Source organism: Phyllobacterium pellucidum, assembly GCF_013327855.1.
Taxonomy (GTDB): Bacteria; Pseudomonadota; Alphaproteobacteria; order Rhizobiales; family Rhizobiaceae; genus Phyllobacterium; species Phyllobacterium pellucidum.
Window position 1 is genome coordinate 814,024 of the sequence record NZ_JABUMX010000002.1, and the last position, 14,401, is coordinate 828,424.

The 14,401-nt window shown below is 59.0% G+C and carries 17 protein-coding genes; 9 read left to right on the forward strand and 8 right to left on the reverse strand.

The features are described from left to right. The first annotated feature begins 122 nt into the window (after positions 1 to 122). A complete protein-coding gene (locus tag HQ945_RS11950; RefSeq protein WP_370462209.1) occupies positions 123 to 1,418 on the forward strand; it encodes an ATP-binding protein in 1,296 nt (431 codons plus the stop codon). Positions 1,419 to 1,432: 14 nt separating this feature from the next. Here HQ945_RS11950 and HQ945_RS11955 read toward each other — a convergent pair whose 3' ends face one another. Beyond that, the gene (locus HQ945_RS11955) at positions 1,433 to 1,753 is read right to left on the reverse strand and encodes a ribbon-helix-helix domain-containing protein (RefSeq protein ID WP_027233415.1); all 321 of its coding nucleotides are present in this window, start codon (positions 1,751 to 1,753) and stop codon (positions 1,433 to 1,435) included. A gap of 218 nt (positions 1,754 to 1,971) precedes the next feature. Here HQ945_RS11955 and HQ945_RS11960 point away from each other — a divergent pair, with 218 nt between their 5' ends. From HQ945_RS11960 to HQ945_RS11970, 3 genes are all read left to right on the forward strand, one after another. Next, positions 1,972 to 2,367, forward strand: coding sequence for a VOC family protein (locus HQ945_RS11960; RefSeq protein ID WP_027233416.1), 396 nt, complete (start codon positions 1,972 to 1,974; stop codon positions 2,365 to 2,367). Positions 2,368 to 2,463: 96 nt separating this feature from the next. Beyond that, positions 2,464 to 3,033, forward strand: a complete 570-nt coding sequence (locus tag HQ945_RS11965; RefSeq protein ID WP_091923821.1) for a Twin-arginine translocation pathway signal — start codon at positions 2,464 to 2,466, stop codon at positions 3,031 to 3,033. A 46-nt stretch (positions 3,034 to 3,079) separates the two neighbouring features. Then, positions 3,080 to 4,651: a GMC family oxidoreductase gene (locus HQ945_RS11970; protein WP_113280790.1), complete on the forward strand. Its 1,572-nt coding sequence runs from the start codon at positions 3,080 to 3,082 to the stop codon at positions 4,649 to 4,651. Positions 4,652 to 4,755: 104 nt separating this feature from the next. On the opposite strand, the gene HQ945_RS11975 is transcribed toward HQ945_RS11970, so the two are convergent. The 4 genes from HQ945_RS11975 to HQ945_RS11990 form a co-directional block, all read right to left on the reverse strand. Further along, a complete protein-coding gene (locus tag HQ945_RS11975) occupies positions 4,756 to 5,970 on the reverse strand; it encodes an MFS transporter (protein WP_113280791.1) in 1,215 nt (404 codons plus the stop codon). A gap of 60 nt (positions 5,971 to 6,030) precedes the next feature. Then, on the reverse strand, positions 6,031 to 7,020 hold the full coding sequence (locus tag HQ945_RS11980; RefSeq protein WP_113280792.1) for an AraC family transcriptional regulator: 990 nt from the start codon (positions 7,018 to 7,020) through the stop codon (positions 6,031 to 6,033). Positions 7,021 to 7,117: 97 nt separating this feature from the next. After that, on the reverse strand, positions 7,118 to 7,453 hold the full coding sequence (locus HQ945_RS11985) for a tRNA-binding protein (RefSeq protein WP_113280793.1): 336 nt from the start codon (positions 7,451 to 7,453) through the stop codon (positions 7,118 to 7,120). A 32-nt stretch (positions 7,454 to 7,485) separates the two neighbouring features. Beyond that, on the reverse strand, positions 7,486 to 7,986 hold the full coding sequence (locus tag HQ945_RS11990; protein WP_091924029.1) for a type III secretion system chaperone family protein: 501 nt from the start codon (positions 7,984 to 7,986) through the stop codon (positions 7,486 to 7,488). 518 nt (positions 7,987 to 8,504) lie between these two features. On the opposite strand from HQ945_RS11990, the gene HQ945_RS11995 reads away from it, so the two are divergent. After that, positions 8,505 to 8,678, forward strand: a complete 174-nt coding sequence (locus tag HQ945_RS11995; protein ID WP_162737192.1) for a hypothetical protein — start codon at positions 8,505 to 8,507, stop codon at positions 8,676 to 8,678. A gap of 62 nt (positions 8,679 to 8,740) precedes the next feature. On the opposite strand, the gene HQ945_RS12000 is transcribed toward HQ945_RS11995, so the two are convergent. After that, complete coding sequence (locus HQ945_RS12000; protein ID WP_113280918.1) at positions 8,741 to 9,055, reverse strand: accessory factor UbiK family protein; 315 nt, start codon at positions 9,053 to 9,055, stop codon at positions 8,741 to 8,743. A 179-nt stretch (positions 9,056 to 9,234) separates the two neighbouring features. On the opposite strand from HQ945_RS12000, the gene lgt reads away from it, so the two are divergent. Genes lgt through HQ945_RS12020 form a run of 4 tightly spaced genes read left to right on the forward strand, consistent with a single transcriptional unit; the run spans position 9,235 to position 13,182 of the window. Beyond that, positions 9,235 to 10,086 (forward strand): prolipoprotein diacylglyceryl transferase, encoded by an 852-nt coding sequence (gene lgt / locus HQ945_RS12005; RefSeq protein WP_113280919.1) that lies wholly within the window; start codon positions 9,235 to 9,237, stop codon positions 10,084 to 10,086. Beyond that, positions 10,083 to 11,222: a class I SAM-dependent methyltransferase gene (locus tag HQ945_RS12010; RefSeq protein ID WP_113280794.1), complete on the forward strand. Its 1,140-nt coding sequence runs from the start codon at positions 10,083 to 10,085 to the stop codon at positions 11,220 to 11,222. The genes lgt and HQ945_RS12010 overlap by 4 nt, the downstream gene beginning before the upstream one ends. Before the next feature lie 12 nt (positions 11,223 to 11,234). After that, entirely contained in the window at positions 11,235 to 12,026 is a 792-nt protein-coding gene (gene pgeF / locus HQ945_RS12015; RefSeq protein ID WP_113280795.1) for a peptidoglycan editing factor PgeF, read from the forward strand. Between the two features lie 4 nt (positions 12,027 to 12,030). Next, positions 12,031 to 13,182 (forward strand): M24 family metallopeptidase, encoded by a 1,152-nt coding sequence (locus tag HQ945_RS12020; protein ID WP_091923829.1) that lies wholly within the window; start codon positions 12,031 to 12,033, stop codon positions 13,180 to 13,182. A 339-nt stretch (positions 13,183 to 13,521) separates the two neighbouring features. Here HQ945_RS12020 and HQ945_RS12025 read toward each other — a convergent pair whose 3' ends face one another. Both HQ945_RS12025 and HQ945_RS12030 read right to left on the reverse strand, forming a co-directional pair. Continuing rightward, a complete protein-coding gene (locus HQ945_RS12025) occupies positions 13,522 to 13,998 on the reverse strand; it encodes an Hsp20 family protein (RefSeq protein WP_113280796.1) in 477 nt (158 codons plus the stop codon). Positions 13,999 to 14,144: 146 nt separating this feature from the next. Beyond that, positions 14,145 to 14,297, reverse strand: coding sequence for a hypothetical protein (locus HQ945_RS12030; RefSeq protein ID WP_174208111.1), 153 nt, complete (start codon positions 14,295 to 14,297; stop codon positions 14,145 to 14,147). Between the last annotated feature and the right edge of the window lie 104 nt (positions 14,298 to 14,401).

A 14,401-nucleotide genomic window follows, 5' to 3' on the forward strand; every position in this document is an offset into this window, starting at 1 on the left:
GAGTAATGGCACAGACTGATACCGCAAAGCGCGCATTGGCCGTCAGAAAGCGTCACTGGCGGCGCAGACGAAGCACGCTGCTCGGTCCCTGGCGAAAGTTCACGCGCTGGCTCGCGCACTGGATGCCGAAACGGCTCTACGCGCGTTCCCTGATCATCATCATCGCTCCGATGGTCCTGTTGCAGTCGGTCATCGCCTTCGTGTTCATGGAAAGGCACTGGCAAACCGTTACGCAGCGCCTTTCCACGGCTGTGGTGCGCGACATTGCCGGCATTATCGACCTGATGGACACCTATCCGCAGGATCCCGGCTACGAGAATCTCATTCGAATCGCCCGCGAACGCCTCGCGCTCAACATCTCCATATTGCCGGGCGATCCGCTGCCCGCACCAGGCCCGAAGCCGTTCTTCTCAATTCTCGACGGCATCCTCAGCGAGGAAATCACGCGTCAGATCAACCGTCCGTTCTGGATCGATACAATCGGGGACTCCGACCTCGTGGAAATTCGCATCCAGCTCGACAACAAGGTCCTGCGCGTCTTCGCGCGCCGCAGTCAGGCCTATGCGTCGAACACATTGATTTTCCTGGTCTGGATGGCAGGCTCCGCCCTGGTTCTCCTGGCGATTGCGATCCTCTTCCTGCGCAACCAGATCAAGCCGATCCAGCAGCTTGCATCGGCGGCAGACAGTTTCGGCAAGGGACGCTCGCCGCCTCCCGACTTCAAGCCGCGCGGTGCCGAGGAAGTGCGGCGCGCCGGCGCCGCCTTCATCGTCATGCGCGAGCGCATCGAACGGCAAATCGAACAGCGCACGACCATGCTGAGCGGGGTAAGCCACGATCTTCGCACGATCCTTACGCGCTTCAAGCTGCAACTTGCCCTCGTCGGCAACAGGGTCGACACCGAAGCCATGGAGCAGGATATAGACGACATGCAGTCGATGCTCGAAGGCTATCTTGCTTTTGCGCGTAGCGAGGCCGAGGAAGAAACCGGCGCATTCAGCCTCGAGCGCTTCTTCGCCAAGCTCAAGGAGGAAGGAACGCTGCTCGACCGCGGCTTCAGCTCGATCATCAAGGGCGAGCCGGTCATTCAGGTCCGCCCCAATGCTTTTTCGCGCCTGATCTCGAACCTCGTGTCGAATTCGTTCCGCTACGCCAGGAATGTCTCGGTTCTGGCCGACCATCGTGAAGGCTGGCTGACGATCACGATCGACGATGATGGTCCCGGCATTCCGAAGGAGATGCGCGACGAGGTCTTCAAGCCATTCTTCCGACTCGACGAGGCACGCAATCAGGACTCGAGCGGAACCGGGCTCGGCCTTGCCATTGCGCTCGATATAGCCCGCAGCCATGGCGGCGACATTACGCTGGATGAAAGCCCGGCCGGAGGGCTCAGGGCTGTCGTGCGAATTCCGGCCTAGGCCTGTTGCGGCAGTCAGGCCGCATGTTCATTGATCAGCGCCGACCCGCATTCTCCGGGTTTTTCGGCTGCAATCTGGACGCCGCGCAGATAGAGCGCACATGTCGTGCGCAGCATTGAAGCAAAATTGGGTATTTCTCCCTGTGCTTGCAAAGCCTCGTCATAGAGCGTCGAAATGAAGCGTGGCGTCGTCATTTTCTGGCTTTCGGCAATCTCGTCGAGCAGTTGCCAGAACGTCGCTTCAAGTTGAATGCTGGTAGAATGTCCGCCGATGCGCACAGAACGATTGATCTGCCGATAACCCTGCGGATCCTGTTCTGCAAATACCTTGCACATTATCAAGACCTCCCTTTCTGCCTGATGACCGCGTCTGTAGTCGGTGCCCGATCGGACGGAATGGTCATTGGTGCGTTTTGAGAAAATTTATTCCGCTTGCAAGGCGGTGTGGTAGCCGATTGCCACCACTTTTCTTCTCCCAGGCGCATAATCACCGACAAGTCTCGACACTGCAACCTCGTTTTGAGACGAACCCGTCAACCTCCATGGAGGCGCCCTTGGCAAAAGCCATTCATTCGATGATCCGTGTTCTCGATGAGGAAAAATCGAGGTCATTCTATAAGTCGGCTTTCGGTCTCGACGTCGCCGACCGGCTGGACTTCGATACGTTCACGCTCATCTATCTGCGCAATGAAGAAACGCCGTTCGAACTCGAACTGACGATCAACAAAGGCCGGACCGAGCCCTACAATCTTGGGGACGGATACGGTCATCTCGCCGTCAGCGTCGACGACCTCGACGCCATCCACGCGCGGCTGAAGGGCCTCGACTACAAGGTCCGCGACATTGTCGAATTCAAGCGGGAGGAAACGATGATCGCGCGCTTCTTCTTCGTCGAAGATCCGGATGGATACAAGATCGAAGTCCTGGAAAGACAAGGCCGGTTCGTCTGAACCGGCCGAGCGGCGTTGGAGGAACGCCGTCATAGCCAGCAAGGGCATTTCGCCGGTTCTCCGGCGGGTGCCGATAGCAAGCAAGGGAGGAATTCAATGGTTACAATCTTCAACCGCAAGCCGGATCGGGACGAGTCCGGCCCGAGCGGCAAGGGCATATCCCGCCGCGATCTTCTGAAGAGTGGCGGCAGCGCAAGTCTTGGCGCCATTCTCATCATCAGCGGCAGTTCGATCATCCATCCAAAATTCGCCTGGGGATTGGAGACGACAAATCTCGATCCGCAGACCATGGCGACCCTGATCCAGATGGCGCGCGACGTCTATCCGCACGATCAGGTGCCCGACCGCTTCTATGCGATCGCCGTCAAGCCTTACGACGCCAAAGCCGGTGAGGACCCGAAAACCAAGAAGCTTGTCGTCGACGGCGTTGCCGATCTCGACAAGCGTGCCGGCAAGGGCGGTTACCTTGGTCTCGGCTGGGAAGAAGACCGCTTGGCTATTCTTCGCAAGATCGAGGACACGCCGTTCTTCCAGACCATTCGCGGCGGACTTGTAACGGGCCTCTACAACCAAAAGGACCTTTGGCCGATCTTTGGCTACGAAGGCGAATCCTTCTCGAAGGGTGGCTACATCGCCCGTGGCTTCAGCGACATTGAGTGGCTCTGACGGCAAGACCGATAGAACCGAAGTTTTTGGCTAATGGGAGGAAACCATGGCTGCACCTTATGATCTCAAAGACGACAGCGTCGTCGTCATCATCGGCTCTGGCGCCGGCGGCGGCACGCTGGGCAACGAACTTGCACAAAAAGGCATAGACGTCGTCATACTCGAAGCGGGCGCGCGTCACGAATATGATGATTTCATCAATGACGAGTGGGATAGCTTCGGCCAGCTTGCATGGGTCGACAAGCGCACCACCTCGGGCGATTGGCGCGTCGCCAAGGACTTTCCAAACCTTCCGGCCTGGATCGTCAAATCCGTCGGCGGATCGACCACGCACTGGGCGGGCGCATCGCTGCGCTTCCAGGACCACGAGTTCGAGGCGCTCACGCACTACGGCAAGGTCAAGGGTGCGAACCTTCTCGACTGGCCGATCACCCTTGCCGAACTCGAGCCCTACTATGCCAAGGCCGAGGACAAGATGGGCGTCACGCGCACCAATAATATCGAGGGTCTGCCCGGCAACAACAATTTCAAGGTGTTGAAAGCCGGCGCCGACAAGCTAGGCTACAAGGAATGCAATACCGGACACATGGCCATTAATTCGGCCGAGCGCGACGACCGCATGTCCTGCCAACAGACGGGCTTCTGCTTCCAGGGCTGCAAATGGGGCGCGAAATGGTCGACGCTCTATACGGAAATTCCGAAAGGGGAGAAGACCGGCAAGCTCGAGGTCCGTCCCAATTCAATGGTGCAGAAGATCGAGCACGACAAGAGCGGCAAGGTTACCGGCGTCCTCTACGTCGACAAGGATGGCAAGCAGCAATTGCAGAAGGCTCGCATCGTCGCCGTTGCCGGCAATTCGATCGAGAGCCCGCGCCTGCTGCTGAACTCCGCGTCGAGCATGTTCCCGGACGGGCTCGGCAATTCCTCCGGGCAGGTCGGACGTAACTACATGCGCCACACCACCGGCTCCGTCTATGCCGTGTTCGAAAAGCCGGTGCACATGTATCGCGGCACCACAATGGCCGGTATCATTCGCGATGAGGCAAAACACGATCCGTCGCGCGGCTTTGTCGGCGGCTATGAGATGGAGACGCTGTCCCTTGGCATCCCCTTCCTGGCGGCGTTCCTCGATCCGGGCGCGTGGGGCCGGTCTTTCACCTCGGCGCTCGACCAATATGTAAACATGGCCGGCATGTGGATCGTCGGCGAAGACATGCCGCAAGAGGATAATCGCATCACTCTGCACAAGGATGAGAAGGACAAATATGGCCTGCCCATCGCCAATGTGAACTTCAGCGACCATCCCAACGACAAAGCGATGCGGGATCATGCCTATAAGCAGGGTCAGGACCTCTATAAGGCCGTCGGTGCAGTGCGCACCTTCCCGACACCGCCCTATCCTTCGACCCACAACCTCGGCACCAACCGGATGAGCGAGAAGGCAAAGGACGGCGTCGTCAACAAGAACGGGCAGAGCCACGACATCAAGAACCTGTTTATCGCGGATGGGAGCCAGTTCACGACGGGCGGCGCGGAGAACCCGACGCTCACCATTGTCAGCCTGGCAATCCGCCAGGCCGACTATATCGCACAGGAGATGGCGGCCAAGACAATCTGAAAACGCCCGGTTGATTTCTCCCAAGCAGACCGGGCTACGCCATTGGCGCAATTTCCCGTCGAGATTGCGTCAATGGTGTAGCTAGGCCCTTGAACCAGCCGATCCTATTCTTCAGTGCGGGGCTGTAGCAGCGCCAGCACGGCTGTCGCTGCGGCAAGTATGCCGGTAAGGGTCAAGGGAGCCGTGGCGCCATAGGTATCGACGACATAACCGCCGACAACCGCGCCAATCGTGATGGCGACCTGGAAAGAGGTGACCATCAGGCTGCCCGCTGCTTCCAGCGCGTCAGGGGCTGCGCGGGACAAGTTTGTCGGCAGTACCACCGGAGCCATGCCGAAGGCAAAGCCCCACAGCGTGGCGAAGCCGAAGGCAACGCCAATATGCACGCCCCAAAGTACCAAAGCGAGCGCCGCAAATGCCATCAGGGCGGCGGTGACAGCCAGCGCCATGCGGATATTGGCGTCGGCCAGGCGGCCGCCGGCGATATTACCGACCACGGCGGCGACACCGAAGCCGAGCAGCGCCAGGGCAATCGGCCCGGTTGCAAGGAGCGTTACGTGTTCGAGGAACGGGCGCACATAGACCGAGCCGGCAAAATGCCCCGTCATCAGCAAAAGAATGGCTAGCATGCCGAGTTGAATGCCGCGCCGCCGTGTCAGCCGAAGAACGTCGCCAAGGCTGTTGCTTGTGGTTGCAGGCAGGGTTGGCAGGCTGAGCAACTGCAGCAGCATGGCAAACGCCGCCAGCCCCGCGGTCATGGCCATGGCGCTGCGCCAGCCCAGCCAGTCGCTGATCAATGCACCCATCGATGGTGCGGCAATGGTAGCGAGCGATACGCCGAGGGTGACGATAGCCATGCCCCGGCCTGTCGCATTGGCGCCGACCAGCCTTGCCACGACGGCGACTGAAAGCGCCCAGAACGCGCTGAGGGCGATGCCCAGCCCGGCCCGGCCCAGCAATAATAGCCAGAAATCGGTGGCTAGCGCCGCAAGAATGTTGGAACCGATGGCAAGGGCGCTGAGCCCGACCAGCACGGTCTTACGGTTCAAGCGGCCGATCAGAACATTGCTCAACATGGCCGTGACGGCGCCGACGGAAGCAGTGGCAGTGACGACCTGTCCGGCCGTTCCCTCGCTGATGCCGAGATCGCGCGCCATCGGCGTCAACAGGCCGGCCGGCAGAAACTCGGCGGAGACGAGAGCAAAGCTGGCCGCTGCCATCGAAAGGACCGCGAACCAGGTACCCCGGCTCCACGCAACTGGCGCGGCGCCATCAAGCTCTATTGCCGCGCCTTCAAGCTGTAGTGTTGTGTCTGTCATCGAAGCATCTCCAAGGTTTGGAGATATTTCATAAATCAGTTACCTCGGATGATCTGTATCCTAAAATCCGAAATTCATGTCTGTTCGTCCGGAAATTGTGCGGCGCACAACGCCCGGCGAGACATTGGTGATGCGTTTGAATGCGCGGGCGAAGGATGCCTCGGATTCATAGCCCAACCGGGTAGCAACCTCGGCAACCGACATGCCGCTTTGCCCCAGCAACTCGCGGGCAAGCTGCATCCGCAGACGGGCGAGATAGCGTGCCGCGCCCTCACCTAAAACAGCGCTGAAGCGTTCGGCGAAAATCGACCGCGACTGGCCGGCCAGGCCGGCGAGACTTTCGAGAGTCCAGTTACGGCCGGGGTCCCGATGCATGGCTGCCAGGGCGCGGCCTATATGGGGGTCGCGGATAGCGGCGAGCCAACCGGTTGTCGAGGCTCCGTTGCAATTTACCCAACAACGGATGAGCCGCGCCGTAAGGAGATCCGCCATGCGCGACAGGATGGTGGCGCTACCCATCTGCGGTTGCGCGGCCTCGGTCGTCATGGCCGCCAGCAAGGGACCGACGATCGGGTCATTGCCGGCCACATCGCAGCCCTTGATGATCGGCGGCATCAAAGTGATCAATGGGTTGAGCGCACATGCGTTCAGCGCCATGGAACCGCAGAAAAGGGTGCTGGTCGCCCCGGTACCTTCGCGCACAACTTCGCAGACATTGCTCCCCAACTTGGTCACCTGGCAACTCTCGAGCGAGTCGCCCGCCACGTCCGGCGCGCTGGCGAGCCGATGGGCGATGCCCTGCGGCAGCAGCACCAGGTCGCCATCGTGCAATTCCTGCCAGCCGTGCACTTCCGTATGCATCCAGCAGGGACCCTGCCCGACAAAGTGAAAACGAAGCAGCGGTTGTTGCGGAAAGGCGATGCTCCATGGATGTCGGAGCTCGCAACGACCATAATTGACGCCATTCAAGCGAAAGTCCTGCAGGACCTCGCTCAGCGCATCCATGGGAATATGTGGCGGCGAATTGGGTCGGGACGAATGATCAAGCATTTCGCTAATCTATATGCTGAACGTCCGACAGGCAAGTGGGGCCGATATTCTGCAATAGCCTTTCCAGCCTTCGGCGCTAAGGCGAGACGGCCGCCAACTAGAAGAGCTTGCCGCCATTCGGTACTGGCTTGCTGACCGCCGCAAGCACGACGGCGCCTTCCTCATCCGGAAATCCGAGCGTCAGGACTTCCGACATGAAGGGCCCGATCTGGCGGGGCGGGAAATTCACCACCGCCATGACCTGCCGGCCTTGCAATTCCTCGATCGTATAATGCTTGGTGATCTGCGCCGAAGAGCGCTTGATCCCGATCTCGGAGCCGAAATCGATCTTCAGCTTGAAGGCGGGCTTGCGTGCCTCCGGGAATGCTTGCGCCTCGATGATGGTGCCGACGCGGATATCGACCTTTTCGAAATCGTCAAAACTTATTGTCATGATCTTTGGATGCTGCCCGAACGTTGAACCGATCAGGCCGAACCTACCGTCTCGAACAGGATGCTGTCGAGTGATTCCCGTGCGGTCGAGCCCGACCAGACGACGAACTGGAAGGCCTGGAAATAGGTCTCGCAGGCATCGAGCGCGCTTGAAAGCAGAACTTCGACCTGTTTGCTGGTTGGCTCGGCACCGCCCGAAAGCAGCAGCGATTGACGGTACATGATGGCGCCTTCCTGGCGCCAAAGGTCGAAATGGCCCATCAGCAATTGTTCGTTTATCAGGGAAAGCAGACGCATGACCTCGTTGACCCGCGGCTCGCTGATCGCGATGTCGAAGGCGCAGGCAAGATGCAGCGCCTCGAAATCCTCCATCCACGAAAAGGAAATCTGGTAATCGGTCCAGCTCCCTTCGACGGTTATGGCAATTTCATCTTCCCCGGTGCGCTCGAATGCCCACTCATTGGTGTGGGCAACATGTTCAATCACATCCACTGGATGGAGATCACGCGCAATTTCTATTTCCAGAAGGCTCATCGCCATTACCTGCTATTTCGAATCCCATCGACGCTGCGGGAATGCAGCACCCACCCAAAGCACACATACGCTTGAAACCGCACCGACAGGCAGAACGCACCAGCCGGATGACGGCTGGACGCCAGCCCAACCGCTGCATGATCCCTTTTACGAATCATGCTGTAATTTCAGTGTATTGATGCTGAGTCCGAGCGCCAGCCCCCTTTTGGCAGAATGGCGCGAATGGGTGTGGAAAGACGCTGCCAAAAAGATTCACGAGCCCCCTTTAACCGACTCTAAGAAAACGATTTTCGGCGATTTCCACCTGTTGATAAATTCTTAAGATTTATTTTGGGGATTGCGCATTGGCGGCGGAAATACACAACGCCGGCGATGAAAAGCCACGTTCATTTCATAAACTTAAACGACGCGATCTATTTCTCGCGATAAGGCCAATGCATGGTTTCGTCATATCTCCGATATCGTGGGCATCTAACCTGTCGTTCGACAGGGCGACCAACAAAGAACGGAGATGTGCAATGTCCGGTGAACCAGGTGAAAAAGTGACTGTGAACCAGAAAAATGACGACGGGCTCTGGTACTATGCGATAACCGCCGAGGGCAAACAGGGACCAAAGGTTGGCCCGTTCGATACGGAGGAAGCGGCGCTCGCAGCCGGCGAGGACAGATTGGCAAAAGGCGAATCGGCTTAGATCGAGCCCGCACGCGAAAAGGTCTGATGAGACGCTTCTGATCGAGATCGCGGTGCTCGAGGCTATGCTTTCTTTGGCCCGGCCCTCGATATGCCGGGTTTCTCGGCGGCGTCCGCGGTTTTGCCATAGGTGCCTACGAGAGCCTCCAGCGCCTCGATCCGCGCCAGCAGCGCGGTGTTTTCGGCCCGGGCTCTGATCGCCATCTCGCGCACGGCCTCGAAGTCCTCGCGCTGGACGACGTCCATGGTGTTGAGCAGCCGTTCCGCCTGACCGCGAAAGGCGGTTTCGACTTCGCGCCGGACGCCCTGCGCCGCGCCCGCAGCATCGGTCACAAGCTTTGCCAGTTCATCGAGAACGCGGTTTGGTCCATTGCTCATGGCGGATACCTCTCTGGTTTCGTGAAACAAATAATCGTCGCCGACAGCGATTGCAAGCAAGTCCGACAATCGCCGTGATTGGCGCAAGCCCGCACAAATGTTACCCAACGCGCCGCTTGACGCTGTTCTTGCCCTCGCGCATGGTCCCGCCAACATTTGTCCTGCCACGGAGCGCCTTTGTGAGCGAAATCCTCCTTCCTGCATTAGCTGCGATTGCTTTTCCTGATATTGATCCTGTCATATTTTCCATCGGCCCGCTTTCCGTGCACTGGTATGGACTTGGATACGTCGTCGGCATCCTCTTTGCCTGGTGGTATGCGAAGAAACTCATCTCCAAGCCACGCCTGTGGGCGAACAACACACCACCAATGAAGCCGACCGATCTCGACGATTTCGTCCTTTGGGCCGCCCTCGGTGTCGTCCTCGGCGGGCGCACCGGCTACATTCTTTTCTACGATCTGCCGAAATATCTGTCCCATCCGCTCGATATCTTCAAAGTTTGGGAAGGCGGCATGTCGTTTCACGGCGGCCTGCTGGGTGTTATCCTTGCGATGATCCTGTTTGCCCGTTCGCGCAGGATCAACGTGTACAGCATGTTCGATACGATCGCGGCTGGCGTGCCTGTCGGGCTCGGACTTGTGCGCGTTGCCAATTTCATCAACAGCGAACTCTGGGGACGTCCGACCGATGTGCCGTGGGGCATGGTCTTTCCGACGGGCGGACCCTTCGTCCGCCACCCCAGCCAGCTCTATGAGGCAGGGCTTGAAGGCATCGTCCTTTTCACGGTACTCGCCGTGCTCATCTTTTACGGACGAAAGCTGAAATACCCGCGTTTCATCAGCGGAACCTTCATTGGCCTCTATGGCCTGTCGCGCATCTTCGTCGAGTTTTTCCGCGAGCCTGACGCGCAGCTCGGCTATCTTTACGGCGGCTGGCTCACAATGGGCATGGTGCTGTCGATACCGATGATTCTGGTTGGACTTGCCTTTATAGTATCGGCACGAAATCCCGAGGTCGCAACAGGGCGATGAACCTGAAAGAGCGGATCATCAGGCAGATCGAAGCGAGCGGCCCGATCAGCGTCGCCGACTACATGGCGATGTGCCTGTTTGATCGCGATGCGGGCTACTACACGACGCGCGAACCCTTCGGCAAGGATGGCGACTTCATCACCGCGCCGGAAATCAGCCAGATGTTCGGCGAGCTCATCGGCGTTTGGTGCGTCAATGCCTGGCGCGCGCTCGGCGCTCCTGCCTCCTTCGTTCTTTGCGAACTAGGTCCGGGGCGCGGCACGCTGATGCAGGACCTCCTGCGCGCCGCAGCCAAGCTCTCGCCGCAGTTCGCCGCCGCCGCCAAAATCCACATGGTGGAGATCAGCAATCGCCTGCAGTCGGTTCAACAGGAAAAGCTGGCGGAGCATGCCGAACGCATCATCTGGACAAAGACCTTCGGCGAAGTCGCCGATGGCCCTCTCCTCCTCATTGCAAATGAGCTTTTCGATGCCATTCCGTCGCGACAATACGTCAAGACCAACGGTCGTTTCGTCGAGCGCATGATAGCGGCCGACTCTGCAGGCCGGCTGTTCTTTGCTGCGGGTTCCGGTTCGATCGAGGCTGCCCTGTTGCCGGCCGGAAGCGATGTTGCACCCGAAGGCAGCATATTCGAGATCGCTCCGGCGCGAAGTGCGTTGATGCAGGAGATCGCCATGCGTCTGCGCAATCAGCGCGGCGCCGCGCTCCTGTTCGACTACGGTCACCTGCAACCCGGGTTTGGCGACACGCTGCAGGCCCTCAGCCGCCACGAATCGGTTGACGTGCTGCATATACCCGGCGCAGCCGATCTTACCACACACGTCGATTTCCACAGTCTGGCGCAGGCCGCCCGTCATGAGGGCTGCAAGACGAATGCCATGACCCAGGGCGATTTTCTCATCGCCATGGGCATCCTCGACCGGGCAGGCGCGCTTGGCCGTGACAAATCGCCGGAATTTCAGGAACGGCTTCGCGCCGATGTCGAGCGCCTCGCGGGACCGGACCAGATGGGCACACTGTTCAAAGTGCTGTGCGTCGCGGACGTGGCAACGCACACCTTTCCATTCGAACGCAGCGAAGCCGGAACCAGGGCAATTGACTTCGCGCGCTCGCTCAACCACCATCCCGGGCCTTGAAAGGCATACAGCATGATCAACTCCGAAAAACCGGCACCGTTGCGCTCAGCCCTGCTCGGATCCCCCGAAGAAGACCGAATCGCCCATGGATTTTTCACCCGCAAGGGCGGGGTGTCGGACGGCATTTATCGCGGCCTCAATGTCGGGAGCGGCTCCAAGGACAATCAGGAGCGCGTCCGCGAAAACCGCAGGCGCGTCGCCGAAACGCTTGGTGCCCCGCTGACACACCTCGTCACGGTGCATCAGGTGCACTCGCCGGACGTCATCACGGTGAACCGTCCCTTTGTCGGAACGCGGCCGAACGCCGATGCCATGGTGACGGCAACGCCAGGCATCGTCATCGGCTCGCTCTCGGCCGATTGCGGTCCGATACTTTTTGCCGACAAGGACAAGAAGGTGGTCGGCGCCGCCCACGCCGGCTGGCGCGGGGCGCTAGGGGGCGTCCTCGAAAATACCGTTGATGCGATGATCGCGCTCGGTGCAAAACGCGATCGCATTCAGGCTGTCCTCGGCCCAACGATTGGCCCCGACAATTATGAAGTCGGCAGCGAATTCTACGACCAGTTCGTCGAGCGGGACGCTTCCTACAAGGATTTTTTCCGTCCGTCGCACAACAATGGCCACAAGATGTTCGACCTTTGGGGTTTCATCGTCGGCCGGCTCGAAAAGGCCGGCGTGAATGCGTCGGCCCTTCGCCAATGCACCTATGCCGACGAGGATCAGTTCTTCTCCTATCGCCGGACGACGCATCGCAAGGAACCAGACTACGGTCGGCAGATCTCGGCGATCACCATTACGGAGTAACAGTATGGCCCTTCATTTCGAACCGGAAGAATTTGCTGCGCGCCGCGATCGCCTGATGATCGTGATGGCCGAGCAGAAGCTCGATGCGGTCCTGCTGTTTGCACAGGAGAGCATGTATTGGCTGACCGGCTACGACACATTCGGCTTCTGCTTTTTCCAGTGCCTTGTGATGAAGGCCGACGGCAGCCACGTGCTTATGACCCGGTCCGCTGATCTGCGGCAAGCGCGCCAGACCTCGAACATCGAAAACGTCGTGGTCTGGGCGGATCGCGAGAATGCCAATCCCGCGGCAGACTTGCGCGAAATATTGAATGATCTCGATCTTCTCGGCCGCCGCATCGGCATCGAATACCAGACCCACGGGCTGACGGCCGCTGACGGCCGACGTCTCGACGAGCAGTTGACGGCTTTCGGGCAACTGGTCGACATTTCCGGCATCGTCGACAAACTTCGTGCGCTCAAAAGCCCGGCGGAAATCGTCTACGCCCGCAAGGCCGCCGAACTCAGCGACGACGCCCTCGATGCGGCGTTGAAACTGATCAAGGCAGGCGCGGATGAAGGCGCCATTCTTGCGGCCATGCAATCGACGATCTTTGCGGGCGGCGGTGACTACCCGGCCAATGAATTCATCATCGGTTCGGGCGACGATGCGCTTCTGTGCCGCTACAAGTCCGGCCGCCGCAAGCTGACCAAGAACGACCAGCTGACGCTTGAATGGTCTGGTGTCTACCGCCACTACCACGCACCGATGATGCGGACGGTCCTTACCGGCAAGGCTTCGAAACGTCATCAGGAACTCTTCGATGCGGCGCAGGAGGCCCTGCTTGCAGTCGAGGCGGCCATGACCCCCGCCTCGACCTTTGGCGACGTCTTCGAGGCCCACGCCAAGGTCATGGAAGCCCATGAACTGACCCGCCATCGCTTGAATGCTTGCGGCTATTCGGTTGGCGCGCGCTTTACCCCGTCCTGGATGGACATGCCGATGTTCTATCCGGGAAACTCAGAGCGTATCCAGCCGGACATGACGCTGTTCGGGCACATGATCATATTCGACTCCGACTCGAATACGGCGATGACGCTGGGCCGGACCTATCTTACGACCAACGGCGCGGCCGAAACCCTGTCGCGCCAACCTCTTGATTTGATCGTAAAGTAGCGATGGTTGCGATTACAAACTAGAGATCCCTGCAAATCCGGCCTGCCGCAACCAAGCGGCGAGTCCCAACTCAGGGACTCGCCAATAAATGCATCGGTCAAGGCTTGTTGGTTTTGAACCGGTGCCTCATATACCCACCCTTGGCTTTTCGTAAAATGTCGGCAAGTGTCTGGGTGGCCTGGACGGTTTCCGACGTTTGGGATTTTATCTTTCGCAACAGTTCCGGAGGGGCTGTCCGCTGCTGTTTTGGTCCTGATGTAATAGCTTGCATGGCTGTCACCCTTCACAAAGATAACGGCGCTCCACCTCACCCAGTTGATGAGGTGGAGGCAGCCACTCCTAGGCAGCCCGATTATCGCTGACCCGGTTGGAACTATCGCCGGCTATCGTATTGGCGGATCCGCTGATCGCGATCCGACGCGGCTTCATTTCCTCGGGGATCTCCTTTTTGAGATCGATGATCAGCAGGCCATTGTCGACACGCGCATCGGTAACGCTTACATGGTCCGCGAGCTCGAAGCGGTGGGCGAATGGCCTTAGCGCCAGACCGTGGTGAAGATACTGCAGCTCTTCATCAACGGACTTGTCACCCTTGACCACCAGCAAATTTGGCTCATGGGTGATGGCAAGGTCATCTTGCCTGAAGCCGGCCACGGCAATCACGATGCGATACTTGTCCTCCCCGAGCTTGACGATGTCATACGGGGGCCATCTGTCCGAGCCTTGCGGTTGGGTAGAGTTTTCGAGCAGATTGAAAATTCGGTCAAAGCCGACGCTCGACCGGTAGAACGGGGAAAAATCGACGTTGCTTCTCATAGCTAGGTCCTCCTTTGAGCAACATAGAAATGAGGCGCGCCAAGAAGCTTGGCGCTCCCTGACGTCGGTCCACTGACGTGCAACCGACCGCTAAAAATTTGGTATTGGCCGGAAACGCTGTCAAGATTTTCGGTGCAAAAAAACTGCTAATCGTCCGAGCGATAAAGCTTCCTGGTTGCTTCTTTTGAGGCCTGCTTTTCTCGCTCGGTAAGGCGCCGGCGCTTCATCAGGCCAAAGGCAAGGATTGCGCCGAGGACGATCGGGCCGCCAAACACCACCGCAAACCACAGATACTCCATTCTAGCGTCCTTCAATGGCAAGATGACGATGACCACTTTTGGGTGGGCCGATCTCGGGAATGGAGGAGAGAAGGGCGGCGATCAAGACTGGAAGTGTCGTCCAC

Bases quoted from the DNA above. Each gene is read 5' to 3' on its own strand.
- pgeF (WP_113280795.1), top strand. From the start codon at position 11,235: ATGATCAACTCCGAAAAACCGGCACCGTTGCGCTCAGCCCTGCTCGGA.
- HQ945_RS12010 (WP_113280794.1), top strand. From the start codon at position 10,083: ATGAACCTGAAAGAGCGGATCATCAGGCAGATCGAAGCGAGCGGCCCG.
- HQ945_RS12025 (WP_113280796.1), bottom strand. From the start codon at position 13,998: ATGAGAAGCAACGTCGATTTTTCCCCGTTCTACCGGTCGAGCGTCGGC.
- HQ945_RS11965 (WP_091923821.1), top strand. From the start codon at position 2,464: ATGGTTACAATCTTCAACCGCAAGCCGGATCGGGACGAGTCCGGCCCG.
- HQ945_RS12020 (WP_091923829.1), top strand. From the start codon at position 12,031: ATGGCCCTTCATTTCGAACCGGAAGAATTTGCTGCGCGCCGCGATCGC.
- HQ945_RS12030 (WP_174208111.1), bottom strand. From the start codon at position 14,297: ATGGAGTATCTGTGGTTTGCGGTGGTGTTTGGCGGCCCGATCGTCCTC.
- HQ945_RS11950 (WP_370462209.1), top strand. From the start codon at position 123: ATGCCGAAACGGCTCTACGCGCGTTCCCTGATCATCATCATCGCTCCG.
- HQ945_RS11995 (WP_162737192.1), top strand. From the start codon at position 8,505: ATGTCCGGTGAACCAGGTGAAAAAGTGACTGTGAACCAGAAAAATGAC.
- HQ945_RS11975 (WP_113280791.1), bottom strand. From the start codon at position 5,970: ATGACAGACACAACACTACAGCTTGAAGGCGCGGCAATAGAGCTTGAT.
- HQ945_RS11980 (WP_113280792.1), bottom strand. From the start codon at position 7,020: ATGCTTGATCATTCGTCCCGACCCAATTCGCCGCCACATATTCCCATG.
- HQ945_RS12000 (WP_113280918.1), bottom strand. From the start codon at position 9,055: ATGAGCAATGGACCAAACCGCGTTCTCGATGAACTGGCAAAGCTTGTG.
- HQ945_RS11985 (WP_113280793.1), bottom strand. From the start codon at position 7,453: ATGACAATAAGTTTTGACGATTTCGAAAAGGTCGATATCCGCGTCGGC.
- HQ945_RS11955 (WP_027233415.1), bottom strand. From the start codon at position 1,753: ATGTGCAAGGTATTTGCAGAACAGGATCCGCAGGGTTATCGGCAGATC.
- HQ945_RS11990 (WP_091924029.1), bottom strand. From the start codon at position 7,986: ATGAGCCTTCTGGAAATAGAAATTGCGCGTGATCTCCATCCAGTGGAT.
- HQ945_RS11970 (WP_113280790.1), top strand. From the start codon at position 3,080: ATGGCTGCACCTTATGATCTCAAAGACGACAGCGTCGTCGTCATCATC.